This window comes from Bacillus infantis (assembly GCF_050107595.1).
GTDB lineage: Bacteria > Bacillota > Bacilli > Bacillales > Cytobacillaceae > Bacillus_AB > Bacillus_AB infantis_C.
Window position 1 is genome coordinate 1 of record NZ_JBNILH010000010.1, and the last position, 24634, is coordinate 24634.

At 39.6% G+C, this 24634-nt stretch carries 29 protein-coding genes; 7 read left to right on the top strand and 22 right to left on the bottom strand.

Features of this window, described 5'->3' with window-relative positions:
• Window positions 1-453: 453 nt before the first annotated feature.
• The 4 genes from ACQCVH_RS19135 to ACQCVH_RS19150 form a co-directional block, all read right to left on the bottom strand.
• Window positions 454-780, bottom strand: a complete 327-nt coding sequence (locus ACQCVH_RS19135; RefSeq protein WP_426837200.1) for a hypothetical protein — start codon at window positions 778-780, stop codon at window positions 454-456.
• Window positions 781-869: 89 nt separating this feature from the next.
• The gene (locus ACQCVH_RS19140) at window positions 870-1307 is read right to left on the bottom strand and encodes a VOC family protein (RefSeq protein ID WP_426837201.1); all 438 of its coding nucleotides are present in this window, start codon (window positions 1305-1307) and stop codon (window positions 870-872) included.
• A 725-nt stretch (window positions 1308-2032) separates the two neighbouring features.
• Window positions 2033-2536: a hypothetical protein gene (locus ACQCVH_RS19145; protein WP_426837202.1), complete on the bottom strand. Its 504-nt coding sequence runs from the start codon at window positions 2534-2536 to the stop codon at window positions 2033-2035.
• A 931-nt stretch (window positions 2537-3467) separates the two neighbouring features.
• The gene (locus ACQCVH_RS19150) at window positions 3468-4379 is read right to left on the bottom strand and encodes an AraC family transcriptional regulator (protein WP_426837203.1); all 912 of its coding nucleotides are present in this window, start codon (window positions 4377-4379) and stop codon (window positions 3468-3470) included.
• Between the two features lie 119 nt (window positions 4380-4498).
• Here ACQCVH_RS19150 and ACQCVH_RS19155 point away from each other — a divergent pair, with 119 nt between their 5' ends.
• Complete coding sequence (locus ACQCVH_RS19155; RefSeq protein WP_426837204.1) at window positions 4499-5443, top strand: DMT family transporter; 945 nt, start codon at window positions 4499-4501, stop codon at window positions 5441-5443.
• A 130-nt stretch (window positions 5444-5573) separates the two neighbouring features.
• Here the strand turns inward: ACQCVH_RS19155 and ACQCVH_RS19160 are convergent, their stop codons facing one another.
• From ACQCVH_RS19160 to ACQCVH_RS19170, 3 genes are all read right to left on the bottom strand, one after another.
• Window positions 5574-6557, bottom strand: a complete 984-nt coding sequence (locus ACQCVH_RS19160; RefSeq protein WP_426837205.1) for a ketoacyl-ACP synthase III — start codon at window positions 6555-6557, stop codon at window positions 5574-5576.
• A gap of 410 nt (window positions 6558-6967) precedes the next feature.
• A complete protein-coding gene (locus ACQCVH_RS19165) occupies window positions 6968-7303 on the bottom strand; it encodes a YunG family protein (RefSeq protein WP_426837206.1) in 336 nt (111 codons plus the stop codon).
• Between the two features lie 494 nt (window positions 7304-7797).
• Window positions 7798-8631 carry an HAD-IIB family hydrolase gene (locus ACQCVH_RS19170; RefSeq protein WP_426837207.1) on the bottom strand — a complete coding sequence of 278 codons (834 nt, stop codon included), beginning with the start codon at window positions 8629-8631 and terminating at the stop codon, window positions 7798-7800.
• Between the two features lie 84 nt (window positions 8632-8715).
• On the opposite strand from ACQCVH_RS19170, the gene ACQCVH_RS19175 reads away from it, so the two are divergent.
• The gene (locus ACQCVH_RS19175; RefSeq protein WP_426837208.1) at window positions 8716-9699 is read left to right on the top strand and encodes a LacI family DNA-binding transcriptional regulator; all 984 of its coding nucleotides are present in this window, start codon (window positions 8716-8718) and stop codon (window positions 9697-9699) included.
• Between the two features lie 124 nt (window positions 9700-9823).
• On the top strand, window positions 9824-10354 hold the full coding sequence (locus ACQCVH_RS19180) for a GNAT family N-acetyltransferase (RefSeq protein ID WP_426837209.1): 531 nt from the start codon (window positions 9824-9826) through the stop codon (window positions 10352-10354).
• 100 nt (window positions 10355-10454) lie between these two features.
• Here ACQCVH_RS19180 and ACQCVH_RS19185 read toward each other — a convergent pair whose 3' ends face one another.
• The 3 genes from ACQCVH_RS19185 to ACQCVH_RS19195 all read right to left on the bottom strand — a co-directional run bounded on the left by ACQCVH_RS19185 (window position 10455) and on the right by ACQCVH_RS19195 (window position 12674).
• Complete coding sequence (locus ACQCVH_RS19185; protein ID WP_426837210.1) at window positions 10455-10937, bottom strand: NUDIX hydrolase; 483 nt, start codon at window positions 10935-10937, stop codon at window positions 10455-10457.
• Between the two features lie 103 nt (window positions 10938-11040).
• Complete coding sequence (locus tag ACQCVH_RS19190) at window positions 11041-11682, bottom strand: HAD family hydrolase (RefSeq protein ID WP_426837371.1); 642 nt, start codon at window positions 11680-11682, stop codon at window positions 11041-11043.
• Between the two features lie 650 nt (window positions 11683-12332).
• Window positions 12333-12674, bottom strand: a complete 342-nt coding sequence (locus ACQCVH_RS19195) for a winged helix-turn-helix transcriptional regulator (RefSeq protein WP_426837372.1) — start codon at window positions 12672-12674, stop codon at window positions 12333-12335.
• A gap of 105 nt (window positions 12675-12779) precedes the next feature.
• Between ACQCVH_RS19195 and ACQCVH_RS19200 the strand changes: the two genes are divergently transcribed.
• Window positions 12780-13172, top strand: a complete 393-nt coding sequence (locus ACQCVH_RS19200) for a RidA family protein (protein WP_426837211.1) — start codon at window positions 12780-12782, stop codon at window positions 13170-13172.
• Window positions 13173-13248: 76 nt separating this feature from the next.
• Here ACQCVH_RS19200 and ACQCVH_RS19205 read toward each other — a convergent pair whose 3' ends face one another.
• From ACQCVH_RS19205 to ACQCVH_RS19220, 4 genes are all read right to left on the bottom strand, one after another.
• Window positions 13249-13647, bottom strand: coding sequence for a GyrI-like domain-containing protein (locus ACQCVH_RS19205; protein ID WP_426837212.1), 399 nt, complete (start codon window positions 13645-13647; stop codon window positions 13249-13251).
• A gap of 312 nt (window positions 13648-13959) precedes the next feature.
• Window positions 13960-14406 (bottom strand): GreA/GreB family elongation factor, encoded by a 447-nt coding sequence (locus ACQCVH_RS19210; protein WP_426837213.1) that lies wholly within the window; start codon window positions 14404-14406, stop codon window positions 13960-13962.
• Window positions 14407-14839: 433 nt separating this feature from the next.
• A complete protein-coding gene (locus tag ACQCVH_RS19215; RefSeq protein WP_426837214.1) occupies window positions 14840-14995 on the bottom strand; it encodes a hypothetical protein in 156 nt (51 codons plus the stop codon).
• Between the two features lie 120 nt (window positions 14996-15115).
• A complete protein-coding gene (locus ACQCVH_RS19220) occupies window positions 15116-15859 on the bottom strand; it encodes an SDR family NAD(P)-dependent oxidoreductase (protein WP_426837215.1) in 744 nt (247 codons plus the stop codon).
• A gap of 116 nt (window positions 15860-15975) precedes the next feature.
• On the opposite strand from ACQCVH_RS19220, the gene ACQCVH_RS19225 reads away from it, so the two are divergent.
• A complete protein-coding gene (locus ACQCVH_RS19225) occupies window positions 15976-16614 on the top strand; it encodes a TetR/AcrR family transcriptional regulator (RefSeq protein WP_426837216.1) in 639 nt (212 codons plus the stop codon).
• A gap of 61 nt (window positions 16615-16675) precedes the next feature.
• Here ACQCVH_RS19225 and ACQCVH_RS19230 read toward each other — a convergent pair whose 3' ends face one another.
• The 7 genes from ACQCVH_RS19230 to ACQCVH_RS19260 all read right to left on the bottom strand — a co-directional run bounded on the left by ACQCVH_RS19230 (window position 16676) and on the right by ACQCVH_RS19260 (window position 21580).
• Window positions 16676-17569 (bottom strand): sensor histidine kinase, encoded by an 894-nt coding sequence (locus tag ACQCVH_RS19230; RefSeq protein WP_426837217.1) that lies wholly within the window; start codon window positions 17567-17569, stop codon window positions 16676-16678.
• A 21-nt stretch (window positions 17570-17590) separates the two neighbouring features.
• Window positions 17591-18340, bottom strand: coding sequence for an ABC transporter permease (locus ACQCVH_RS19235; RefSeq protein WP_426837218.1), 750 nt, complete (start codon window positions 18338-18340; stop codon window positions 17591-17593).
• Window positions 18333-19256 carry an ABC transporter ATP-binding protein gene (locus ACQCVH_RS19240; RefSeq protein ID WP_426837219.1) on the bottom strand — a complete coding sequence of 308 codons (924 nt, stop codon included), beginning with the start codon at window positions 19254-19256 and terminating at the stop codon, window positions 18333-18335. The genes ACQCVH_RS19235 and ACQCVH_RS19240 overlap by 8 nt, the downstream gene beginning before the upstream one ends.
• Before the next feature lie 97 nt (window positions 19257-19353).
• The gene (locus ACQCVH_RS19245) at window positions 19354-20046 is read right to left on the bottom strand and encodes a response regulator transcription factor (RefSeq protein ID WP_426837221.1); all 693 of its coding nucleotides are present in this window, start codon (window positions 20044-20046) and stop codon (window positions 19354-19356) included.
• Between the two features lie 230 nt (window positions 20047-20276).
• The gene (locus ACQCVH_RS19250; protein WP_426837222.1) at window positions 20277-20549 is read right to left on the bottom strand and encodes a hypothetical protein; all 273 of its coding nucleotides are present in this window, start codon (window positions 20547-20549) and stop codon (window positions 20277-20279) included.
• A gap of 191 nt (window positions 20550-20740) precedes the next feature.
• Window positions 20741-21127, bottom strand: coding sequence for a VOC family protein (locus tag ACQCVH_RS19255; RefSeq protein ID WP_426837223.1), 387 nt, complete (start codon window positions 21125-21127; stop codon window positions 20741-20743).
• Window positions 21128-21301: 174 nt separating this feature from the next.
• Window positions 21302-21580 carry an ArsR/SmtB family transcription factor gene (locus ACQCVH_RS19260; protein ID WP_101551725.1) on the bottom strand — a complete coding sequence of 93 codons (279 nt, stop codon included), beginning with the start codon at window positions 21578-21580 and terminating at the stop codon, window positions 21302-21304.
• Window positions 21581-22088: 508 nt separating this feature from the next.
• Between ACQCVH_RS19260 and ACQCVH_RS19265 the strand changes: the two genes are divergently transcribed.
• Both ACQCVH_RS19265 and ACQCVH_RS19270 read left to right on the top strand, forming a co-directional pair.
• Window positions 22089-22817 carry a phosphatase PAP2 family protein gene (locus tag ACQCVH_RS19265; RefSeq protein WP_426837224.1) on the top strand — a complete coding sequence of 243 codons (729 nt, stop codon included), beginning with the start codon at window positions 22089-22091 and terminating at the stop codon, window positions 22815-22817.
• Window positions 22818-22874: 57 nt separating this feature from the next.
• Window positions 22875-23789 carry a metallophosphoesterase gene (locus ACQCVH_RS19270; protein ID WP_426837225.1) on the top strand — a complete coding sequence of 305 codons (915 nt, stop codon included), beginning with the start codon at window positions 22875-22877 and terminating at the stop codon, window positions 23787-23789.
• Window positions 23790-23989: 200 nt separating this feature from the next.
• Here the strand turns inward: ACQCVH_RS19270 and ACQCVH_RS19275 are convergent, their stop codons facing one another.
• Window positions 23990-24340 carry a hypothetical protein gene (locus ACQCVH_RS19275; RefSeq protein WP_426837226.1) on the bottom strand — a complete coding sequence of 117 codons (351 nt, stop codon included), beginning with the start codon at window positions 24338-24340 and terminating at the stop codon, window positions 23990-23992.
• Between the last annotated feature and the right edge of the window lie 294 nt (window positions 24341-24634).

Consider the following 24634-nt stretch of genomic DNA (forward strand, 5'->3'; position numbering starts at 1 on the left):
ATTTTAGTGCCTCCTGGTATTTGAGTTATAGTCCTTTTTGCTTGCCGGCTACAGGACTCTCTCATTCTACCAAGAGGTTATTTTTTTGTTCAAACCCCATTTTCCTTCATTACAGGAATGCTGCCCCGTTAGCCATATAAGGAAAGCTGCTTGGTTTGGCTGTTGCCCCGGAACATAAGCACCCTTTCTTTAAGAAGGTACTAAACCGAATAATCCCCGGATAGAATACAACGTAAATCCGACTCCGAAGAAGATAATGATAAACCTTATCTTCCAAGGTAATTTAGGAGGAGGGAAAAATGCTATAATACCAACTGCTAAGAATAACATCCCTATAATAAAATGATTAAGAATTCCAATATATTCACTCCACTACACAATATTATATCTATACAAGGTTACCACTCCAAAACGTATCGTTATTAAAATAAGAGGAAAAAAAATCACCAAATTTTATCGACTTTTTCTACTTCCTCCAGTATTATTTGATTTTGCACCTGGCCTCACTCCCCATCGATCATCTTCTGGTTCGATACAAGTCTTTAAATAGGGCTCGTCGCTTACAGTCCAAACGACACCTGCTCTTGAACCATTCGGAGCATGAACAAAACCATCGCCAAAGGTACATCCTTCTTCCTCATCAAAATCAAAGTGATCAGTTATTTCACCATAGATAAACCCATCGGTTTCTGTCTCCAAAATAAGGGGAAGCTGACCCTGCCCCTTTTCTATCATAAACAGGGATTCACTCTTTACAAGAATGCTGCGCCGTTTGGGCATTAAAAAAGCATCCCTTGTTGAGGAATGCGCCTAGTAGTTGAACAGGATGATTTATACATAACATAAAAGTATCGTATGCCCCTTTAATGCTAAACTTCTCGCATTGCACCTAAGACAAGATTATATCCATCGGGGTCTGTAATACAGGCATTTTTAAATTGCCACTTTCCGTGTGTCCCTGTAAACGGCTCGACTCTAATATTTCCACCCTTTCCTCGAATTTCTTCAACTAGAGCATCAAGGTCATCCCAACTAACGTGGATAAAAGTATCCCATCCGAATTCAGGACCTTCCCAATCAGTTGGATAATCTGAACGCTTCCTTGATGCTGCGTTTGGCTGCACATCCTCCAGAGAGTCCGACTGTTGGAGAATAATGGTCATTCCATCTCTTTCTGCGTGTCCCCAATCATCAATTTTACACCCAAGAACATCCCGGTAGTATTCCTGGGATTTTTTTAAGTCGGAGACTAAACGTACTTGAATAGTTTTCACTATTTTCGCCTTCTTTTGTTGAATGACTTCCATTACTTTTCCTCCTTTTAATTGGTTATATCAGCTAGATGGACCATATTATAAATTCCATAAAATCCAGCAACTTCCTTCAGCCAATTTGAATATCCGTTCGAAAAAATGTCTTTCCCCCACTATTTCTTCAGTTGGGTTAATTAAAAGGTTTTTCAGATATATCTTTTGGTGATTACCACTTAAAAAGCCTTTATGATTATAACCTTTCGCCATTATTCCTTCTATGTGAGTACATTTCTTTAACCAGTTCCATTTTAATCCCCCCCCAATTCCAGTGTCTTCTTTAACATCAGGAGCATTCTTAGCACTCGACTGTTTGCCAAAATAAGACTCTGCTGCAATCTTGTCATTGTGAATAATAAATAGAGCGGCACCTGTGGGAATCTAACCTTTCAGCACTTCTTTTTACATGGGTGTGCACATCTTTAAACAAATTTGTGCAATTATATTTTAGCTGCAGTTTTTTCACTCTCCTTTAAAAATAAAAAAATGCCCCCAATATATTTGGAGGCACTGTGCAACATGACTGTTTTTAACCATTAAGGACACCAACACAAGTTCTCACTTATGTCACCTGCCAGTTAAACTTTTTTTAAAACGGGAGGACTTTTTTATTTAATGCATGCATTTAGTGCCTCTCCGGGAATACCCAATCCTTAATACCCTCCTTATCAAACACTTTTTTTCATTAACACTCCAGTAGTCATCAAATAAGTTATCTATATTCACCTGCCTTTAAGCAGAACTCTTTCTTTTCCCCTCAAGATTTCATAATAGACCCCCGATATGGTTTGGGTAATTAAAAATACAACAAAGGAATAGGGAAGTTTATAGCCATTTTGAAGAGTGATGATATCTAATTTCATAAAGACAAATTGGAAAGCAACTCCAGTTATAGCCCATGCTAAAGTATAAAAAATAAACGTTTTTTTATTGATATTTAATTTCTCATAAAAATAAAAAAATATATATCCGAAGGCTCCATAAAGAAAACAGTAAACAACATCAAATATCTCATATTGATTGGAATCATTTGATTTATAATAATCCAGCAAGCCGCCCCCTATGGTGAAATCATATAACATTCCAATCGTGACTCCCCAAAAGAAAAATAATAAACCAGCTGTTCGGGTGAATTTTTTAGGCATCAGCAGGACAATCATGTAAGCAATCACATTGAATATGAGCAAGAAGATTTCATTTTTATCAAAGCTATTCCATAAGATCATTGATTCCTACCTCTTTATGCCCAAGTATGTAAAATAATTTAAATAATATATATCCAACAATATTTAACAGAAGAAAATAAAAGACGTCATATACAAAATGCCAATGAACATATTCCGTTACCTTAAAATAAATACCTCCCAAAGCCGATAATGATAAAAAAATGGTAGATGCTAACGTAAATAGTAAAGATTGAACTAAAGACTTTGATAAATGAATCAAATTTACTGTAATCGCTATGATACAGGGTACTGCTATACTTCGATTAATTAAAAATGAGGTAAAGTTGATGGCGTCAGATGAAAGCCTGATGAATGTTAGTTCCTGGTAAATAATCCATGACCAGTTCATGCTAATGATCAAAATCACAAGAAACACAAAAGAATTTTGCATGAACGAAAGGCTTTTAGGCATTTTCAAAAAAATAATGGACACGACCCAACTCACAAAAAAATATAAGGCAAGGACCATTCATTTCCACCCTTTATGTTTTTTGTTTATTATGGCAGTTGCTTTTTTAACCTATTCATTAATTGGTTTCCTCACGGTGGATGAAAATTAGATCTTACGGTTCAATTTGGTCTGTTTGGATAATATAAGAATTGAAAAGACACTGGAGGAAATACATCTGTCCCAAGCATCATCTTTATACGAGAAGATAGGGGAGAAGAGGCTGCTGTTAAAGTAGTGGATTATTTTTACGAGGAATTGTTCCTCAAATTATTTCCTCCATGTATAGATAGACATTCCCTACAACTTTAGCTGTAGAAATAGGGAAACTTATAATCTCTTTACAATAAACCTGCCCCTTTTGTTATATAAGAAAAACCGCCTGAATCGGCAGCTGTTCTGGAACATATGCACCCGCTAGTTTAGTTACATTCCTTCATAAACTTGGTTTTTGTTATTTTTATTATTGCAGGAATGCCGCCTCTAGTTTAAGTGTACTCCTTTACAAGGTGAATCAGCTATTTTATATTTTTTGAATGCTAATGGTGTCATGTTCATCGACTTTTTGAATTTATCAATGAAATAGCTTGTGCTGTTAAATCCTACTTGATAGGCAACATCTGTGACATTGGATTCTGGTTGTTGTAGTAAAATTAAACTTTTTTGAATTCGATAATCGGATACATAATTCAAAGGTGTTTTCTTTAAAACCCGTTTGAAATATCGACAGCATTCGGAACGGCTTAATTGACCAGCTCGTGCAATATCATCTAGAAGGATTTTCTCAGCATAATGCAGATGGATCCAATTTAACATTTGCTTCATTCGATGACTCTTTAACATTTCCGTTTGTTCGTACTCTAATTGAATCCCATTTATTATAAGGTTCTTCCAAATTAGCGTTAGATGTACACTAATGTCGATTTCATAATATGGTGGATTTTGTTTTATCAACTGATGGATATTCATAATAGAGCCCAAAATATTATTCGCCCAAAGCTCCTTTGGTACCAAGAGTAAATAAGGTATATTAGTAGCCTGAATATAAGGGTTTACAAAGGTTGCATAAAGTTCTTGTGATAAAACGAAACTCGGAGAAACATTTAGACAAATATAGGTACAGCCCGAATTATTATTATCTTTTGCCATGTGCAGGCAGCTACTATTTATAAATAGCCCCTCGCCTTCTTGAACAGCAATATTTTCTTCATTAACCTGAAAAATTGCTTCGCCTTTTATAACGTGAACAAACTGAAGTTCATCATGCCAATGAAGTGGTATATACCCATTTATATTTTTATTAATGGTGGTTTCGTAACAGGCAATCGGTAATGTAACTGTACGATGTTCTGTTATTTCTTTTAAGCTTTGATCAACTATAAAATTAATTTGCAAATGACCACCTCAATATACTTATATTTTTTCATTCGATTCAGGTATTATTTCAAAGATTTTCCACTTACCATTAGAAATACTATAACACTATTTTTATATTTAAAGGTGGGAAATCAATCTTGGATAGAAGAAAGGGAATATTTCTTGTTATTACGGGAGCAGTATGTTGGGGGATTGGTGGCACAGTTGCAAAAAAGCTTTTTCAACAGTATCAAATCGATGTAGATTGGCTGGTATCGACCCGTTTGCTCATAGCTGGTTTTTTACTCTTAACAGTCCAGTTTTTCGGAAAAGACCGGTCCCAGATACTTGGTGTCTGGAAAACTGGAAGGACAGGTATTCAATTGATTATCTTCGGGTTATTCGGCATGCTTGCGGTTCAATACACATATATGGCTTCCATTAAACACGGTAATGCTGCTGTTGCAACGCTATTACAATACTTAGCACCTGTCATGATTATCATTTACTTAATTTTCCGCAGACAGACAGTCCTAACACGAAGAGATTTGTTGACTGTTTCGCTGGCTTTAGTTGGGTGCTTTTTTTTATTAACAAACGGCTCAATAGCTCAATTATCTGTGCCAAAACCAGCAATCGTTTGGGGTGTTTTATCCGGAATAGCTTTAGCATTTTATACTTTATATGCCATTCCATTACTGAAACAATACGATTCCCTTGTCATAGTTGGATGGGCTATGATTATCGGTGGTTTTGCATTAAGTATGATCCATCCACCTTGGCAAATGGACTTTAAAAGCTTACCACTAGAAGGTTATTTATATTTAGTCTTCGTTATCATATTTGGTACTATGATCGCTTTTTGGTTTTATATAAAAAGTTTACAAAGCCTGCCGCCTAAAGAATCAAGCCTTCTAGGAAGCATAGAGCCACTCGCTGCTGTTTTAACAACGGTCTTTTGGTTAAAGGAACCCTTTGGTTTTTACCAATGGACTGGTACAGCTTGTATCATTGGAATGATATTATTGTTGGCTTTGAAAAAAGATTCTTCTTCAGGATCTAGCCAACCTCCTAAGAATGAAGAGCCCCTCAGAGTTAGTTGATTAGAGGGGCTTTCTTAAACTGATCTGCTCCGTTATTCGTATAAGAAAAGCTGCCTGGTTGCCGCTGAGCTTGAATGGAAGCACCCGAGAGCTTAAAAAATTCGTTCTCCAGTAAGCAGCTCCTTGAGGTTTAAACACTCCAATCTATTAGCAATCCTGCATGTGCCAAACCGCCACCAAAGCCGTATAATAATATCTTATTTCCTTTGCTTATACTACCTTCTCTTACCGCCATATCTAAAGATAAAGGAATGGAAGCTGAGGATGTATTACCGTAATTGACTAAGCTATATAGAGTTCGCTCTATTGGAAAACCGCTTTTTTCGCATATCGACTCAATCATCCTTAAATTTGCACTATGAGGAACAAACCAATCGACATCCTTCAAGTCCATCGAGGCGTTCTTCATAACCGACTGAATTCCTGTTGGCACAGTTGTAACAGCCCACTTGTAAACCTCCCGCCCGTTTTGAACAATACAGCCGTTTCCGGCCAAATCTTCTCCATTCATGGCTTTAGATAAATTAGTGCTATATAAACTATTTCCTTTTTCTCCTTCTGATCCAAGGTGTGATGAGATAAAACTCGGCTGTTGTTCATCGTATTCCACAAGAACTGCCCCCCCGCCATCCCCAAAAAGGATGCAGGTTGTTCTATCTGTATAGTCGGTTACTTTAGATAGCGTTTCAGCTCCCACAACCAAAACCTTTTTGTTTAAACCCGAAGTAATTAAACCGTTAGCCACATATAATCCATAAGTAAATCCGGCACAAGCAACGTTTAGATCCATAGCTCCAGTATTCTTAATGCCTAATCTTGCTTGAATATGCGAAGCAGCACTTGGAGTCTTGAAATCAGGGGTTAATGTGCAAACAATAATCATATCAACATCCTCAACTGATTTGTTATAGCGTTCTATCAGGTTCACTACGGCTTTATAGCTTATATCACTTGTAAACTCATTAATACCGGCAATTCTCCGTTCTTTAATACCTGTTCGCTGAGTAATCCATTCATCATTCGTTTCGACCATTTTTTCTAAATCTTCATTTGTAAATTTTCCTTCAGGAACATAAGAACCTATCGCAGTAATACGCGCTTTGGATTTAATCATAACGTTTACCTCATTTCTCTGGTTTATTGTTATTTTAACACCAACTACTATCACCTGGTACTAATTTGAAGTAAATATATTCCCTTTGTTAACACCCTCAGCTTAATAAGGTTTACTCAAAATGCTCAATTATTTCGCAGGATTTCATCCTCTCTTCGTAACGAATTCCCTTCGATGTCTCATCATAAGAAAAGCTGCCTGGTTTGGCAGCTGATTTGAAACTTAAGGACCCACAATAATTCATAATTTCGGCAATACTCTAGCACTATCTTCTAATCGGAAAATGCAGCAAAAAACAGCTGTCTTTGCTGGGAATATATCTGCAGTTATCGGCAATGCTCCATAAGTAACTATCCATTTATACCGACTTTTCTACACCAGTAATATTTTTTCTTATGGCACTATTGCTCTTATAAATGTACCTTTACACTTTGCTTTAGAAAATCATATTGTCTCTGATTTGTATCCTGGAATGCCTCTTCTCTATTTGACGGAATGTCCATATAAACGATGTCTTCCTTGAACTGTGAAACAGTAAAGTCATAACGGGCACCACTGATCTCGTTGTAAAAATGCCATCCTTCTTTTAAAGGGGTTTTTCGTATAAGTCCGCCCAGCAAATCATTTACTACTAATGCCGTTACACCACATTGGCCTTTAGCCGGGTTATCTGTAGTCCATTTGGAACTTGAATGGACTGACCAGGATTTTAATAATGCTTCTTGAACCTTCATGGATTCCTTCATCTATAAAGCCCCCTTTTATAGTTTCTTGATAAATAATCAATTCAGCAATTTGGATCAAAATTATATAAAAAGTGCTCTTTCGGCAATTATCCATCCTTGTTTCGATAAGATGAAATAAATATAGCGCCTATAGGAATGTTCTTTTGAAACGTATTTTTGATAAACTGCAGCAGATCGGTGATCATCATTACTCCATGAATTTCCTCCAGCCACCACCAGTAAGTTAAAATCTTTGATTCAGCCCCTGCGACATAATCTACAGAAGTTTTAAAACCACCTATTGAACATACAGTACCGCCTAAATGGGATTGTTTTAACAGACCAATCCGCGCTTTTTAACACCGATAATAAAATGTCCTTCCCAATCGATAAATACCGCCTGATGCTGTAATCTATGTTTGTACTGAAAAGCTTGATGTATGCAGTAACCCCTGTGCTTTATTGAACTCAAGGCCAATTTATATTCTGATAAATACTGAAGAAATTTGAGTGAGTTATGATTGAAAATAATTCCTGCAAACATGCTGGATCCCTTTGGCATAAGGATCTGCCGTCATCATGTCATGCAGCTGTTTCGCTTCTTCTGTAGCATTTTTCAATAAATACCCATGCTTTACCGCTTTCAGCATCTCTATATCATTCCCGCTATCTCCAAACGCAAATGTATGATCAATAGAGATTCTATGCTGTTTCATGACGAAATGAACTACTGCCCGCTTACCTGTATTTTGCGGAATGAAATCCACGTCAAATGCATTTGCGGGGTCTCCAGCTAGAGGGTTGCAGCGGTTTATATTGAAGCTTATCCCTCTATTTCGTGCTAATTGTTTTATGATATTTAAGTCATACCTAACCCTCGCACTATCTTCTATAAAATAATAATAGTTCATTTTAAAGGATTTTTGGCCAAATTGGGTTTGTTTTCGCAGCTGTATCCCATATATCGATCTTAAATCATGAATGAGTTCTTCAACAACTCTATGGCTGAATCCAGATTTTTTAATTCTTTTTTCCCACTCTTGATTTTGATGGCAATTTCCGTTTGAATCGATCTCCCATAATTCCGTTCCTAGATTGGAGGCAATAAAATGTGGAAGGAAGTTAATCCGGGCCGCTCTCATTTTCTTATGGATATCATCCATACTGCTGCCTGTTACCCAGCCAATTTTGATATTTTTCTTATGAAGAAGCCTTTCAAGATACTGTTCAAGGTCATATAAGTCTTTTAACTGCCAATCTTTTAGCTCATGCGGAAAATAAGTCTCATCAAAATCAAATACCATTAAGTAGTCAGGATTTCCGCTGGAATGGTACACTTTTAATGTCACGTTTCATACCTCCCTGTTCTATGCTGCTTATAGGGTATATGCAGGGAACGTTCCCAGGTCAATATTTTTTTAGGGGTAAATTAAATGACTACCATTATAGATATAGCTCGGCTAAGCGGCGTTTCTAAGTCCACGGTATCTCGTGTCCTCAATAACCATCCTCATGTTTCAGAAGACAGCCGAACAAGAGTGATGAAAGCAATAGAAGAATTGTCTTTTGTCCGAAACGCACGGGGCGTCCACCTCAGAACACAGTCAACAAAAACGATTGGTGTGACGATTCCGGTCCTGGATCATCCCTATTTCAGCCCGCTTGTTGGCATGATTGCAGCGAGATGCAGAGAAATCGGATATAAGATAGTGATTTTCCAGACGTTTTATTCTATGGATGAAGAATATGAGATTTATGAGAAGTTAGCTGAAAATGAGATGGATGCCGTGATCATCACCCATACTTTATTAGGTGTGAAGGAGATCGAACAGAAGGTCAGAGATAAGATCGCACTTATTTGCAATGAACCCCTTCAATCAAGACATTTAGACGTCTTTTCACTCGATGAAAGGGATGCGGTTTATTCGGCTGCGCATTACCTGCTAAAGGAAGGACGCAGTCAACTATTATTTTGTGCAGATGAAGAAAGCACTCCCCTTCAGCAAAAAAGATGGGAGGGTTTTAAACAAGCTCACCTGGACTTAAATAAAGTATGTACGGACCGGCAAAAGATAAGCGGGTACTCAACAATTGAAGAAGGTATACTGCTGGGCAATGAAATTTTTTCAAGTCATTGCCGCTATGATGGAGTTCTTGCAGGCAGTGACTTTTTAGCAGCAGGCTTACTATCCTCCGCTAAAAACCATGGTGTTTCTGTCCCAAAGGATTTTTCAATTATTGGTTTTGACAACCATCCAATTTGCCTGACAACTTCCCCTGAGCTTTCCAGTATTCAAAATCAGACTGATAGGATGGTCAGCGATTTGATTACCTGTTTACAGGGCAGACTTGGGGGCAAAGAGCTTCCTGCTGTCAGAAAAATGTATAAAGGGGATCTCGTGATCAGGAAAACTTAATATGGAAAATTTCTCTATCTGGCAAAAAGCTTGTATAATATGATTATCATTGTATGAAAGGACTGAACTATGCCCAGATATCAATATCCTAACCCCGCATAAGACTATAATGGAGGTGAAAATATTGATTAAAGACCTTAGCACAAAAAGATTACTATTAAGAAAAATGCAAGCATCAGACTCAGAGCGATTGTTCCAAATCTGGTCCAATCCAGAGGTCACTAGATTTATGAATATTGATAGGCTCACTGATAAAAATCAGGCCGAAGAAATGATTTTATTATTAGACAAACTATCAAAAGAAAACACTGCACACCGCTACTCAATAATTGAGTTAGAATCTAATGATATTATTGGATCCTGCGGTTTTAACATCTTAGACTTTGAAAATGCAAAAACTGAGATTGGCTACGAAATAAGCAAAGATCATTGGGGCAAGGGATATGCTCCTGAAGCTATTAATGGTTTAATACAATTTGCCTTTAACGATTTAAAACTTAATCGAATCGAAGCAAAAGTAGAACCTGAGAACGCCAACTCAATGAAGGTCCTGAAAAAGTTAAATTTCCACTTTGAAGGAACAATGAGAAAAGCGGAAAAATCCAAAGGACGTTTTGTTGATCTCAACCTATTTTCTCTGCTGGCAGCAGATTAAATGGTCTGCCTATACTTGTAAAAGTATAGGCTTTTTATATTTATTTTTTGATGGAGCTATCAGCTGAATTATTTTTTAGTTTGCAGAAGCATCTGCCTCCTTACTTTATTTCTAAATATTCTTTGATTAACTCTATTTGTCCCTTAGGCATGCCTTCCGGAAGACGATTCGAAGGGTAGAAACCAAAATCTGAAATTTCAGGGCTTTTTTCAAAGCTGCCATCTATAAAAGATCCTTCACAATAAATGTCTATCCGGTGCGGTTTAGGTACATGCTGCACTTTTCTGACCTTCTGTACCTGTACCACAAATCCTGTCTCTTCTTTAACTTCACGTTCTAACCCTTTTAATGGGTCCTCGTATCTAATCCAGCCGCTGGGTATACCCCAAGGCTCTGACCGGTATGTATGCTTTAATAATAAAATTTCATCTTTTTCATTTGTTATTAATCCCAATACAGCTACTAAAAAGCGATCATTAGTAAGCCACATAATTTTGGATCTAATATATTTTGGGATGGGCAATACTTTCCACAAATATACGGCTAACTTATTAGGAATCAGTTTTTCTATTTTAGAACTCATTTTTTCTCCTATTCAATTAGATTAATTAAACGATAAAAGAGATTACACTGCAGCGTTTGTACCATAATAAATCTGCCTTGATTGGCAGCTTTTTCCCTTTCAATCATAAGCTGGAGAGGAATCGCAAGAAATCCTTAACACTGCTGTATATTTTATCTGGTTGATTTTTAAATTCAGCTGTCTGGATATTCGGCAGCCAGTGTACTCCTATTGTAAGTAAGTTTGCTTCTTTACCCGCAATAATATCTGCTTCACTATCTCCAAGAAAAACAGCTTCCTTATGTGAAACGTTTAGCTTTTCTAATGCTTTATATATTCCCTCCGGGTCAGGCTTTGGCAGCTCTACATCATCCCCAGTAATGATTACATCAAAAAAGGTTTTTAATCCAAGGCAATCCAGAGAGATATCGAGACTTCTCCTTGCTTTACCAGTGACTATTCCAAGCTTATACCCGTTTGTTTTTAAATGCTCGAGCAGAATTTTGATTTCCTCATTATGCTGCACAATGTTACTATGCTGATCCTTGTATATCTCATAATACAATTCAATGGCTTCCTCATACTTATTATTCTTGAGATTTTTACGTATAATTCCAGTTTCAGAGGGCCCGAACATGGCTATAATCTCTTCTGTTGTTACCTCGCGATTATCAATTTTTTTAAAAACACCTTCAAATGCTAAAAAACACACTGGCAGTGTATCGGCAAGTGTTCCATCAAAATCAAAAATTACTGCTTCTATAATAATCACATCCTATTATTTCTACTAATACATTACCTCTTCTACACCTAGTAAGACTTTTCCTTCTTCAAGAAACAGCCCTGTTAGTCATAAAAAAGTGCCGTGGATTTAGCAGCTGACCTGTTATCTGATTTAAAACATAAATAACCCTAATATGCATACAAACGCAATAACAGAGCCCGAAACAAAATTCATTTTTAACTTTAATTCCAAGCGCTAATTTCCATTAGCAGATTTGTTAATGTATTTCTTTACTGATAGTCCTATAACCCAACTCAACGAAATCATTAAAAATATGGTTAGGATCAATTGAATACTTGGAAATGATGGGTTCATTACTGAATATATTAAAGACTGTAATGAAAACCACCCCAGTAAAACAAGACCTAATGTGTATAATATAATGATGGAATATTTAATCTCCATTAGATGCCTCCTGCTATTTTAAGCATAGGATTTACCAAATCTCTATTATTAGAATTATCGAGTTCTTTACCCATATAGGCACTTGTTTTCGCGTGTCACAATTCGATCGTACAAGCCATACAAGTTTTTTTCTTATTACACAAACTGCTCCTTTTATGGAAGAAAAAAGCCGCATGGTTTGGCACCTGTTCTGGCACATAGACCCCGATAGCTAAATTTAGCCTATTTCACAAACCTGTGCGGTTTTTTTCTCCCCATTCACATAACTGTTCTAAAACTGGTAATAGAGTTTCTGCCTTTTGTGTGAGGCTGTACTCCACCTTGGGTGGAATTTGCGGATATTCTTTCCGTCGAACGATTCCGTCTGCTTCCAACTCTTTAAGTTGAGAACTTAATGTTTTAAAGGTAATAGCCCCTATTCTTCTCTTCATGTCATTAAAGCGAACAGGCTGATTTTCTGCTAACAGGTAAATGATAAGCATTTTCCATTTACCGCCAATTACTGACAGCGTATAGCCAAAAGGTGTCTCTTGGATATTACCCTTTTCCTTATAGTCATTCATACTCATATGAGCACTATCCTTTCTGGTAGTAGCTATTAAAAAAGTGCGTACTGTTTTTTTCTCAGTATTCATTATATTCTTACCTTACTTAAGAATAAAGGAGAGAAAATAATGAGTCATTTTAAGACTTACCATCACAATCTGTGGGATCACGGCATTACCCAAGGGTATAACGCCAACGGTACGATTTACGTTTCAGGTCAATTTTCACACAATAAAGATGGCATGTTCGTTGGCAAAGACGATATTGAAACCCAAACCCGGCAAACGCTTGAAAACCTTAATCGTGTTCTAGAGGAGTTAGGAGCCACAAAGTCCAACCTGGCTTATGTGGAAATATATCTGACAAATCCGAAGGAACATTCTGAGTCAGTCATCGGCTTATTCAAGGAATACCTTGAACAACATCGGCCGGCGGGCAGCCTCATCGGCGTAACTTATCTGGCGTTCCCAGAGCAGCTGATTGAAATCTCTGCCATCGCACATACTGAAAAAATAAGTTAGGAAGAACCATGGGGACAGACCCCTTGGCCCAATTTCAACAAGAGCCAGGGGACCTGACCCCCTGGCTCTTTTTAAACTATTTAACAGCGATATGAATTTCAATCTGTCCATTAGGGTTATATTTTTCAAAGTCGAACGAATAAGCTCTTTTCAAATCTCCTTTCTCTTCACGGTCCCATATCTCCCTCCAAGCGTTAAGTATCCCAAGCTCGTCTAATGTATCCACTTCAAAAATCTCATATTTTGTTGTGTTTGGGATCTTAACCGTCGAATCATTATTACCACTTTCTATGGCAACGCTTAAGGTGTAATCGCCTTTATAATCACTCTCGTAATCATAGTACAATCCATATTTAACCTCATCCTGGTTACCTAAAATACCTGATGCCTCTTTCCACATTTCTGAAATCTTTTGCATAATAGCCTCATCTTTAAAATTATTGGTTCTGACACTCTTAAAGATTGTTAGGTTCATTACATAACCCCCACTCGTTTATTTACTTACTTCTACAAAAATACATTTTTTACCTTCTTAATAAGCAATCCTGACCTGTTACTTTAAGTCATTCCATCACAAAGTTGGGTAAATAAAAGGAGCCAGGGGGTCTGTCCCCTTGGCTTATTTCCATTAAAAGCCGCGGGGACAGACCCCTTGGCCCAATTTTAAAAAGACCCCCTGGCTCCTTCTTTTTGTTTGGCACAGCTTCCCCTCACTGAGGCTATAGATAAACAGGAACAGGACCCTATTCCAGCCTCAAAAAAGACCCATGGGACCTGTCCCCTTGGCTTATACCTTTACGGAAGGGGCAGCAAAGGTTATGTCTTTTATGATAACCGGGAGTTCACCGGTTGGGATTTTTAACATAACCTTATCACCCCTGTTTTTTAATAATAGCTGCCTTCCTACCGGTGATAAAAAGGATATGCAGCCTGCGTCTGGATCGGTCTGACCTGGAAAACAGATGAGAAACTCCTCAGTATCGTCTTCGTCTTCATAGGCTACAGTGACCCTGGTTCCGATATACACTTTCGGCAAGGATGGGATGATCGTATTTTTCCGATTGCTTTGTATTAGATCCTCCACTTCCATCACATATAAATGGAAGAAATTTTTTAAGCGCTCATATACAGGGGTGGATGAGACATAAAGGCTGGTTAGCTCCTGAATGTTCTCATCAATATAGACCAGCTGCTCTATGAAGCTTTCTTTGCTGCATAGCCCGTTATGGTTCATAATAGATAACCCCCAAACTTGGATTCTGCCTCTTGCATGTCTTCATTAATCTGTTCATGATTGAACGCCTCCTATATATAAAAATAAAACCCCGTCAAGAATGCAGGTTCCACCTTTCGTTCGGCTTCTACTGCAATCCTGCAGCCAAATAAAGAGGACGGGCCTCTTTATGAGCATAAGGGTCTCAAAACCAATATTACCATATTTATACATACAAACCCAGGTCTAATTCCTACATTACAGCGTCTGCCAAGCCCAAATTTCCTGCTAACCAAAAAAGCCTGTTTTGAAAAGAAAGCTTCAAAACAGGCAGGTCCTTAACCAATTATATAATGTTTACATATGGGGATGATCCAGCATGATCTGCAATAAAAGGCTCTGAAGGTTTACAGACATAATGAACCGTCCCTCTATTCTATATTCTAGCCAGCCCTTATAAGGATCCGCCCGCTTCCCCATTATTGATAATGGCTTGGTCAATCCTTTCCTTTGGGACTTCGATTACCTCATTAACCTCATCGACCATGAGACCAATACTTATATCGTCCAGCGACAATAAGATTCGGTTCGCTTTCTGCCTGAAACTCACCCAGGTTCATCCGCCTCCTTAGCTGCAGAAAAACCAATTCCCCAAGCCCTTCCTGTCACCAATGCTGTTTTCCCTGTACACGAGCCGAGCCATTACAGCCCACTCCTTAATTCGTCAGACTTATTTGGCAGTTACTCCGCCATCGACTGGGAGTTCAATGCCGGTAATATGGCTCGCTTCATCTGATGCCAGGAACAGTACGGCATTGGCCACCTCTTTTGCATTCCCCAGCTGCGGCAAAGCAATTTGAGATAGGAAGAAGTCTTTATAGTTTTCCATTGATGGTGCACTCATTGGGGTAACGATGTAGCCAGGATGCACGGAGTTTACCCGGATATTTTTTTTGCCAAATTCTACTGCCGCCGCCTTAGTGATCGATCGGACGGCACCCTTTGAAGCGGTATAAGCTCCCGAACCGGCCATTCCCACAAGCGCGGAAATCGAAGAGATATTTACAATTGACCCTCCATTATTTTCTTCAAGGAGTGGCAGAGCAAGCTGCATCCCAAGCATTGTACTATCTATATTAATGGAATAGGTCCTTGCCCAATCTTCCTCTGTTTGCTCCATAAATGGCTTTGGCAAGGCGACTCCAGCATTATTGATTAAGATATCCAGTTTCCCGAATGTATCGGCCGTCTGTTTACAAACCTTTTCCCAATCTGCTCTTAAAGCGACATTATGTTCTATCGCAATCGCTTCTCCGCCTGCTTCTTTAATCTTTGAAACTACTGTATCCACCGCTTCTTTATTAATATCTGTTGCAACAACCTTAGCTCCCTCACCGGCAAACAGAAGGGCCTCTGCTTCCCCCATGCCGCTTCCGGCTCCTGTAATAATCGCCACTTTATCCGTCAATCTCATATGATCACCTCATTTGAAATCATGATAGTTAAACTATCATAATTCCATTCTACTCCTGCTGTTTACATAAATCAATAGCGGCATATTGTATAATAGGCAGAAAGGAGGCTTCGTTTATGCAGCAAGGAGTACGAGAACAGAACAGGAACTCGCGATTTAAAAGCATCGTCATGACAGCGGAGCAGCTATTCATAGAAAATGGAATAGATTCTGTCCAGATGCAGGACATAGCCAATGCAGAGGAAATAGGAATTGCCACCTTATTCAGATACTTTCCCAAAAAAGATAAACTGATCGTGGCGGTGGCCGTCCAAACGCTGGAGCGGACCCTGGCCTCACTGGAAAAAATTATTAACAAACAAAAAACAGCCTATGAACGCCTCGAAGACGTCTTAGGCTATCTGCTGGAAAATCAAACAGGAAAAGGGAAAAATTCCTCTAAATTTCGCGAGGCCTTTGAAAGCTACGCATCATTTAAAAAGGAACCTCTTCCTGACATTGAATCTTATATAGAAATTCAGAAACAAATTATTCAAATACTGGACCCCCTCATTGAAGACGGCCAAAAAGACGGATCAATCCGCAGCGACATACCTGTTAAAGAAACCATCATTACCATTATTAATGCGTATGGAACATTCGGAAACAATGTAGTATTAAAAAAAGCGATAACCTATACTGAATCCAACATATTACCGCAAATTCAGCAGCAGGTTCTCAAAGAAATACTCTTGTCCTATGTACGACCCGGGTAAGCCAGGGGGACAGACCCCTTGGCCCAGCATCAAAAAGAGCCAAGGGGTCTGTCCCCTTGGCTTATTCCCATTCACAAACCATGGTCAATTGGTTCCCATTTAGCTCAGCTGAGATTTTGCCGTTCATTTTTTCCATCAGGCTTTTGGCGATTGGAAGCCCCAGCCCGGTTCCTTTGCCTGTCCGGGTCTGGTCGGCTTTATAGAACCGGTCGAACATGTGGTGTACGTCCTGTTCACTCAGTTGATCGACGGTGTTGGAAATCTTCAGTACAACCGCTGCATCTCTTTCTTCAAGCCTGATGGACACGTTCCCTGTTGAGTACCGAATCGCGTTGACCACTAAGTTTTCCACCACTCTTTTAACAGCAGATGCATCGGCATCGATCATGATTTCATGATCAGGAATATGGATGTCCGGCTCTATCGTTCTCTTTTTGAATTCCTCATAAAATCCTAATAGAGCGTCTGTAATCAAGTCGTTGGCTCTGACCCTCTCCAGCTTCATCGGGTAATCGGTTTGTTCGATAATCGACAGCTCGAAAAAATCTTCCAGGAGGGTTTTTAATCTTCCTGCGCTATTTTTTATCGTTGCGATGTATTCCTTTTTCAACTCGGGGCTTAGTTCATCGGACTCCAAAAACTGAATATACCCCAGAATCGAGGTCATAGGGGTGCGGATATCATGTGAGATATGGGAGATGGCCTGTTTCAGCTCATTTTCCGTTGAGCGCTTGACTGCCTCTGCTTGTTTCGTCAGGTCCATCTGGTTATTGATTTCCTTTGCCAGCTCCTCAAAATGGCGGTCATGATAGCTGATATCAACCTTCTTGCTTGTTTGATTCTGATTGACTTGATAAAGCTGCCGGGTTGTCCGTTTAATTTCTTTTTTCAGCAGATAGAAACGAGTGAGGACAATGGCTAATGCGATCAGGACGATGATGAATAAATAGAGCATTGGACCCCACCCGCTTTCTGATTACTTGATTTCTTTTCTGTTAAAAATATAGACGCCTATTCCCCAAAACAGCAGGAACGTCAGAATGGGAATCGCTACTATGAAAAACAAGTCACTGCTGTTCAAGGTGTTCACGATGCTGATGTCATAGATCAGCTTAAAAACAGAATGATTGAGTATCGGTTCAAAAAACGGCACTTTGGCAGCCAGCACCTGCAGCGGCCAGTCAGCAAAGATAAAGAACATCAATAGAAATCCTATCGTTTTTCCACTGTCCGTGAACAGGATTGAAAAAATCGCCATGATGGAAGCAAAGGCAGCTCCATATAAAATAATCAGCCCGATGGTTTGAAGGTAATAGGAGATTTCAGGCATACCGTCAAATCCAAAATAGACAGCACTACTCCCTGTCATCACGACAGGTAATATCAATGATATGATGACCGCTCCAATGGAAAACACGATTAGCTTCGCAGAGAAGATACTCAGCCTGCTTTTTCCTGAAGATACAATGCTTTTCATTGTCCCCATGGAGTATTCACTCGTAATAAAGAAACCAGCGAGAATACTGGGGATCAGCTTCACAATATTCGCATGGGGTCCTAGAATGCTTTCGAGGTAATAATCACTTACTGCCGGCAGGCCTGAAGTGCCATTGTCGAATTCTATAAGAGGAAACAGCACTGCAAGCGCAAGCAGCATCCAGCTCAGGAATCGGAATGATCGATCCTTCTTTAATTTATACCATTCTGTTCTCAGTAAGTTACCCATGCTGGACACCCCCGATGCTATTGCTGAAATACGTTTCCAAGTCTTCTCCCATCGGCATGAATTCTTCGATGATCAAACCCTCATCGGTTAACATTTTGGAGACTTTTCCTGGTGTATCAACAGAGGCAAACAGTTTGATCGTTCCATCCGGCATCACTTCAAAATCCTGTGTAGATAACCGGCTTTCTACGATGGTTGCCGCCTTGCCTGGATCGTCTACTTTGATATGCAAGTACTGCTGGCATTTCTCTTGAAGCTCCTTCGCAGATAACTGTTCCAGCAGCTCTCCTTTATGGATGATGCCATAATGAGTGGCCAATAGATGCAGCTCACTTAAAATATGGCTTGAGATCAAAATCGTGATACCATATTCCCTGTTCAGTTTTTTAAGAAGTTCCCGGATTTCCACAACCCCCATAGGATCCAGCCCATTAATAGGTTCATCCAAAATCAAAAACTCAGGATCTCCCAGTAAGGCAATCGCCAGTCCGAGGCGCTGCTTCATTCCTAAAGAAAAATTCTTCGCTTTCTTTTTTCCTGTATCCTGCAAGCCAACCAGCTTAAGCGTTTTGCCGATGCATTCTTTGCCTGGTATGCCTTTCAAAAGACGGTGTGCTTCCAGGTTTTCCTTGGCCGTCATATGAGGGTATAAGGCCGGCCCTTCAATAATGGTTCCGATTCTCTTTCTGGCCTCGATGATATCCCGTTCATTGCTTTTTCCGAATAACTCAAATGTCCCCGCGGTTGGATACGCAAGTCCTGTTATCACCCGGATCAGCGTGGATTTCCCGGCACCATTCTGTCCGATGAAACCATAGATGGAGCCTTTTTTTATCTTTACACTCACTTTATCAAGCGCCATATTCTTTTGATATTTCTTCGACAGCTGGCTGGTCGTCAATACATCGTCATTCATGAAGAGTTTCCTCCTTACGTCATTATTCAGCTTTGAACACTCTTATACTATAAGAAGGAAAACATAAGAAACCCTTAAGTGAATCCTTAAGAAAACCTTAAGATTTGAGCTTATAGCCCATTCCCCAGACCGTTTCAATATACTCTTCATCACTATTTGCTTTCGCCAGCTTGCTCCTGATATTGCTCAAATGGACATTGATCGTATTTTCATCTCCGTGGTATTTTTCATTCCACACGCTCTCGAACATGTTCGCCTTGGAAAAAACCTTATGCGGGGACGCCACCATCAGAAGCAATATTTCGTATTCCCTGGCCGTCAATTTAAGCTGAATCCCGTTCACACTCACAATCTTAGCGTCCACATCCAAAATAATATCCTTATAGGTCAATTGATTCGTTACCGGCGTACCCGACAGGCCGCGGTATCTTCTCAGGCATGAATCAATCCTGGCAGATACCTCTTCAATATCGAAAGGCTTGGTTATGTAATCATCAGCCCCGGCTCTTAATGCATGAATCTTTGATTGAGTCTCAAGCTTCGCCGAAATGATGATCACGGGGGTCTTGCTCTCATTCGTCACCTTTTCCAGGAGGTCTTCACCGGATAATCCAGGGAGCATCAGATCAATCAGGATCATATCCCACTTCCCGGAATCCAGATATATCAATGCTTCCGTTCCCGAATAAGCCGGCTTCGGCGAATAGCCGCTTTTGCTCACAATATTGCACAGCAGGCGATTAATGTCCTCATCGTCTTCGATAACTAAAATATTTACTGTATCCTTCATTGTAATCATCCTCATATTTATTAACCTTATCATTTATTGAATGGCGGGGAATGTCAAGCTGGTCAAAGGCTCTAAGGAAGAAGACGCTTTGTCCCGAAGTTCCGGAAGCTCAGCGGCTCATCTGTGGTAGAGATTAAGCCACAGGTAAGCCACAGGGACAGACCCCTCGGCCCAGCATCAAAAAGAGCCAAGGGGTCTGTCCCCTTGGCCCGTCGCCCTATAGGACGGCTTTATTCCTTTGGTTGATTCCTGACTGAAGATTCTTCCTTAGTTATTCTATCCTTAGATTGTTCTAAATCGAAATTCTGCTCGATTCTTATTAGCGTATGGATTAATTCCTCATCTGCGTCTTGTGCAATGCGTTCTAACCTTTTAATAATTCTCTCTGCTGCCTGCATATCGATTCCATCATTTCGTATTGTTATCGTTTGTATGAGATATGATTTAACCCGATCAACGTCTCTCAGTATATTTGTCAATAACTCAAATAGCTCTTTATTCACAACCCTCCACCCTTTTTTGATCTGAACTGTGATTTTGTTATTTCTTTACCCACGATGCCAATGACTTATGCAAAGCCGACTTTAGTATCCAACTATTTCCTCATTTTCTCTCGCTTATCCTCTAAAGAGCCACGGGGTCAGGTCCCCTGGCCCACCATCAATAAGAGCCAAGGGACCCGGCCCCTTGGCTCTTACTTATGCTCTATTATCTGAATCAGATTACCGCAGTTATCGTCGAAAACAGCTATTATATTGTCACCCATCTTTGTCGGCTCCATTGTAAAATTGACACCATGTTTCAACAATCTTTCATACTCTTTTTGAACATCTGTGACTCCAAACATTGTTGCTGGAATACCTTGCTCAAGTAATTTCTTCTGATAATCTTTGGCAGCTGGATTGTCATTTGGTTCAAGTATAAGTTCAGTACCGTCTTGGTTTTCTGGAGAAACTAGCGAAATCCATCTAAATTCACCAACTGGAATGTCGTGCTTTTTTACAAACCCAAGCGTTTCTGAATAAAAATTTAGTGCCTTATCTTGATCGTCTACAAATAAACTGGTAACAATGATTTTCATAAATGAATCCTCCTATTATGTCTGCTGTAATTTGTATGGTGATGTGCATAATGCAGTTGTAAGTTAACCATACGTTCTTCAAAAATCTTATTTCTATTTTGCCACTTAGTGAACTATTCGAACCCAGAAGTAAACTCCGTACACTTTTGTTAAACTATTCTTGTTTCTCGTATATTACTCAATCCAGCCTTTCAGCAAGTCTTTAAGTGGTTCATTGTCGAACTTAAGTACTCGATATTTCCCCTTTCGTATTGATTTTAAAAGGCCTGCCTCTTCCAATACAGAGAGATGCTTAGCTATCCCTTGACGAGAAATGGAAAGATTGTGTTCCATGATAAGACGGGACGTAAGTTCATACAACGTCATCTCATTGCGTTCGGATAGTTCGTCTAATATTAGTCGCCGAGTCGAGTCAGCAAGTGCTTTGAATGTTGTGTCTTTTTCCCATTTCATGCATTGATTATACGCAACCAAAAAGTTGCTCGTCAATAGTAAGCAACCAAAAAGTTGCATGAAATTAAGCAGACATAGCAGATTAAAGACATATACAAAATTATGCCCATTGATACTCCATTTGCCCCCCTTTTATAAAATAAAAAAGCCTACCTGATTGGCAGCCGACTTTGCATAATCCCCCTTTAGGTTAAGTGCGGTATATAACAACCCTCTACAGTGATTTCAGGCACTCAAATTAAAAAGTATATAAACTCTAAGTTTTTTAGTGATGTGAATAGTCCTCTAATTACAGGTGTTTAACAGAAAATCACCCGGGTAGGGATTAAGGAAACCCGTAATAATGCCATACTTCACGAGCAGAAATGGATTTGCTGCACCCAGAACAGCAGTCCATTGCAGATGTAAAAACAGCGAATCCTTTATTGGGGCGAAACGGGCTGCTGCAAGCCTTATCTCAAGTTTGTTGTAATTTACAAAACCATCAAAAAAAAGGGGGAAAGACACATTGGAACTTAATGAAGAAAAATTGAAAAAAACCAGCTTTCCTGTCCTATTAATAATAACTGGATTAGCAATCGCTGCAGGTTTTATCTTTTTATTTGCAGAGATTGCGGAGGAAGTGATGGAACAAGAGGTTAAGTCTTTTGACGGTGTGATTATTGGCTTTCTGAAAAGTATCGAAAGCCCCGCTCTTGATCATCTCCTGATGTTTATCACTGAACTGGGTTCTGTCTGGTTTTTGACAACCTTATCGATTTTGACAGTGGTTTACTTATGGTTTAAAGCCAAAAATAAATGGGGTGTGCTCTTTTTTATTATTGGAGTTGGCGGAGGGGGACTTCTCACTTTTTTGCTAAAACACTATTACCAACGGGGGCGCCCTTCTATAAACCCGGACATTGATGCGGTGGGATTCAGTTTTCCCAGCGGACATTCGATGGGTTCTCTCATTTATTACGGGTTTCTTATTTACTTCATTATCCGCTCGGGAGTTAAAAAAGAGGTAAAGTGGACAGCCAGTCTTTTTGCCGTCATCATCGTTATATTAATCGGTTTATCACGAATCTATCTTGGAGCCCATTTTCCGAGCGATGTTATCGCAGGACATATTGCGGGCAGCATTTGGCTGTTGCTTTGTGTTCTCGCTTTGGAATGGGTCGTATGGCAGAGCAGCAATTCAATCCGGCCTATAAAAGCAGTCCGGAAATTCTTTGAACAGCGTTCCCATGCTTAGAGTTAGTTGAGGATCCGTTCATTATAAATGGTCTTATGCAGAAAGGGGAACACAGCTATGAATTCTTTAAATAAAATCGGCATGGGTTTAGGTATTTTTATTTTGCTCATTCTCGTCTGGGGTCTTGTTGAACCGTATTTTATTGATGTAGAAAAAGAAGAGGCGGTTATCAATCAATTGCCGGAAGAATGGGAAGGGAAGCAAATCGCTGTTGTGGGAGACTATCAGGTAGGGATGTGGATGGATAATACAGCAACAGTAAAGAAAACTTCGAAAAGGATTGCTGACATGGATCCTGCCGCTGTTTTAATTTTAGGAGACTTTGTCTACCATGCTGCCAAAAGCTCCAAAGAAGAAATGGCCCATGTCAAAGAACTGCTTCGTCCTTTAACAGAAAAGGAGATACCCATATTTGCCGTACTGGGAAATCATGATTATGCCATGAAGCTTAGAACTGATGAGCCAAACAGAAAGTCAGCCGGGAACGTTGCTTCTGAATTAAATGACATGGGGATAGAAGTACTCCATAATGAGTCCGTTGCTCTGGAGCTGACGGAAAACGGTGTTGAAACTGGAAAAGCTACGGAGAACAGCCTGTATCTCGCAGGAATAGGCGCAGCCTGGCCGGATGAAGCACAGCCTGATAAAGCTTTGGAAGCCATACCGGAAACAAAAGCAAGAATGGTCATGATGCACAATCCGGATACCTTCGCAAAGCTGGAGGCCGGCTCAGCTCCATTTGCTGTGGCAGGCCATACACACGGCGGGCAGGTAAGGATTCCCTTTACTCCGCAATCCACCTGGATGACCTATACGAAAAAGGAGAATGTCCATGCCGATGGCTGGATAGAAGATTACGGAGCTGCCGGGAACAAGCTATATGTAAATCGAGGAATCGGCTTCAGCGATATACCGATTCGTATTAACTGTCCGCCTGAAGTAACTTTATTTACTTTAAAAACTGCGTCATAGCACTTTAGTGGTAAACAGCCTATCATTCTGTAATACACTTTCGGCATCAGGGGGTAAGTATCATGTCAGAGGCGCGATACAGATGTTATCATAGTGTGATAGATTCCCCTCCCTGAGGGTATAGAGGTTAACAGGAACAGGTCCCCCATACAGCTGCAAAAGGAGCCAAGGGGTCTGTCCCCTTGGCTTATCCCCTTGGCTTATAAAAGTGACCGCCATTGTTCTATCCAGGTCATAATGGGGCCAACAGTTCCACCCACTAAAAACAAAATGACAGATACAAGACCTACCGAGATACTAACCTTGGGCATCAAATTCCAAAAGGGTTTTTCAAAAAAATTGTTCTTCTTTTTTGCTTCAAATAGAAACATTAAATAGAAGCAAGATACACCAACCGCAACGATAATAAATGTAATATAAATATCGTTTGCCGGGGTCCAATCTGCAGAATAACTCACAATTCTTTGACCCTCATTCAATTCTAGTACCGCCATTAATATTCCTAAAGCACTAGTGTCAGGATCTGGAGTAAAACCCATTTCACGGGCCATACACCTCCTAACAATATCACGAATGATTATGGGAAAAGTTTTGAAATAGTTATTCAACGTAACGTAACTGCCGCTTTTGTCAACAAAAGAAAAGCCGCCTTATTAGGCAGCTGAATCTTAAATATAAGCACCCATTAGTTTAAGTACACTACTTCAACAAAGCCAGCGTGCACTATATGGAAAAAGAGTTCAAGATGGCTTTAAACAGTTGGAACTGACGCAGAGCAAAAATAGATATAGCTATAAAGCAAGTAAAAGAAACAGGACTTCCCCTATGATCCACATTAATTCCTT

Excerpts from the sequence above, each read along its gene's own strand:
- ACQCVH_RS19220 (WP_426837215.1), bottom strand. The coding sequence starts at position 15,859 with ATGAGATTGACGGATAAAGTGGCGATTATTACAGGAGCCGGAAGCGGC.
- ACQCVH_RS19230 (WP_426837217.1), bottom strand. The coding sequence starts at position 17,569 with ATGCTCTATTTATTCATCATCGTCCTGATCGCATTAGCCATTGTCCTC.
- ACQCVH_RS19175 (WP_426837208.1), top strand. The coding sequence starts at position 8,716 with ATGACTACCATTATAGATATAGCTCGGCTAAGCGGCGTTTCTAAGTCC.
- ACQCVH_RS19205 (WP_426837212.1), bottom strand. The coding sequence starts at position 13,647 with ATGAACCTAACAATCTTTAAGAGTGTCAGAACCAATAATTTTAAAGAT.
- ACQCVH_RS19140 (WP_426837201.1), bottom strand. The coding sequence starts at position 1,307 with ATGGAAGTCATTCAACAAAAGAAGGCGAAAATAGTGAAAACTATTCAA.
- ACQCVH_RS19200 (WP_426837211.1), top strand. The coding sequence starts at position 12,780 with ATGAGTCATTTTAAGACTTACCATCACAATCTGTGGGATCACGGCATT.
- ACQCVH_RS19245 (WP_426837221.1), bottom strand. The coding sequence starts at position 20,046 with ATGAAGGATACAGTAAATATTTTAGTTATCGAAGACGATGAGGACATT.
- ACQCVH_RS19185 (WP_426837210.1), bottom strand. The coding sequence starts at position 10,937 with ATGAGTTCTAAAATAGAAAAACTGATTCCTAATAAGTTAGCCGTATAT.
- ACQCVH_RS19210 (WP_426837213.1), bottom strand. The coding sequence starts at position 14,406 with ATGAACCATAACGGGCTATGCAGCAAAGAAAGCTTCATAGAGCAGCTG.
- ACQCVH_RS19275 (WP_426837226.1), bottom strand. The coding sequence starts at position 24,340 with ATGGCCCGTGAAATGGGTTTTACTCCAGATCCTGACACTAGTGCTTTA.
- ACQCVH_RS19165 (WP_426837206.1), bottom strand. The coding sequence starts at position 7,303 with ATGAAGGAATCCATGAAGGTTCAAGAAGCATTATTAAAATCCTGGTCA.
- ACQCVH_RS19135 (WP_426837200.1), bottom strand. The coding sequence starts at position 780 with ATGCCCAAACGGCGCAGCATTCTTGTAAAGAGTGAATCCCTGTTTATG.
- ACQCVH_RS19225 (WP_426837216.1), top strand. The coding sequence starts at position 15,976 with ATGCAGCAAGGAGTACGAGAACAGAACAGGAACTCGCGATTTAAAAGC.
- ACQCVH_RS19270 (WP_426837225.1), top strand. The coding sequence starts at position 22,875 with ATGAATTCTTTAAATAAAATCGGCATGGGTTTAGGTATTTTTATTTTG.
- ACQCVH_RS19160 (WP_426837205.1), bottom strand. The coding sequence starts at position 6,557 with ATGATTAAATCCAAAGCGCGTATTACTGCGATAGGTTCTTATGTTCCT.
- ACQCVH_RS19195 (WP_426837372.1), bottom strand. The coding sequence starts at position 12,674 with ATGAGTATGAATGACTATAAGGAAAAGGGTAATATCCAAGAGACACCT.
- ACQCVH_RS19235 (WP_426837218.1), bottom strand. The coding sequence starts at position 18,340 with ATGGGTAACTTACTGAGAACAGAATGGTATAAATTAAAGAAGGATCGA.
- ACQCVH_RS19240 (WP_426837219.1), bottom strand. The coding sequence starts at position 19,256 with ATGAATGACGATGTATTGACGACCAGCCAGCTGTCGAAGAAATATCAA.
- ACQCVH_RS19255 (WP_426837223.1), bottom strand. The coding sequence starts at position 21,127 with ATGAAAATCATTGTTACCAGTTTATTTGTAGACGATCAAGATAAGGCA.
- ACQCVH_RS19260 (WP_101551725.1), bottom strand. The coding sequence starts at position 21,580 with ATGAAATGGGAAAAAGACACAACATTCAAAGCACTTGCTGACTCGACT.
- ACQCVH_RS19145 (WP_426837202.1), bottom strand. The coding sequence starts at position 2,536 with ATGATCTTATGGAATAGCTTTGATAAAAATGAAATCTTCTTGCTCATA.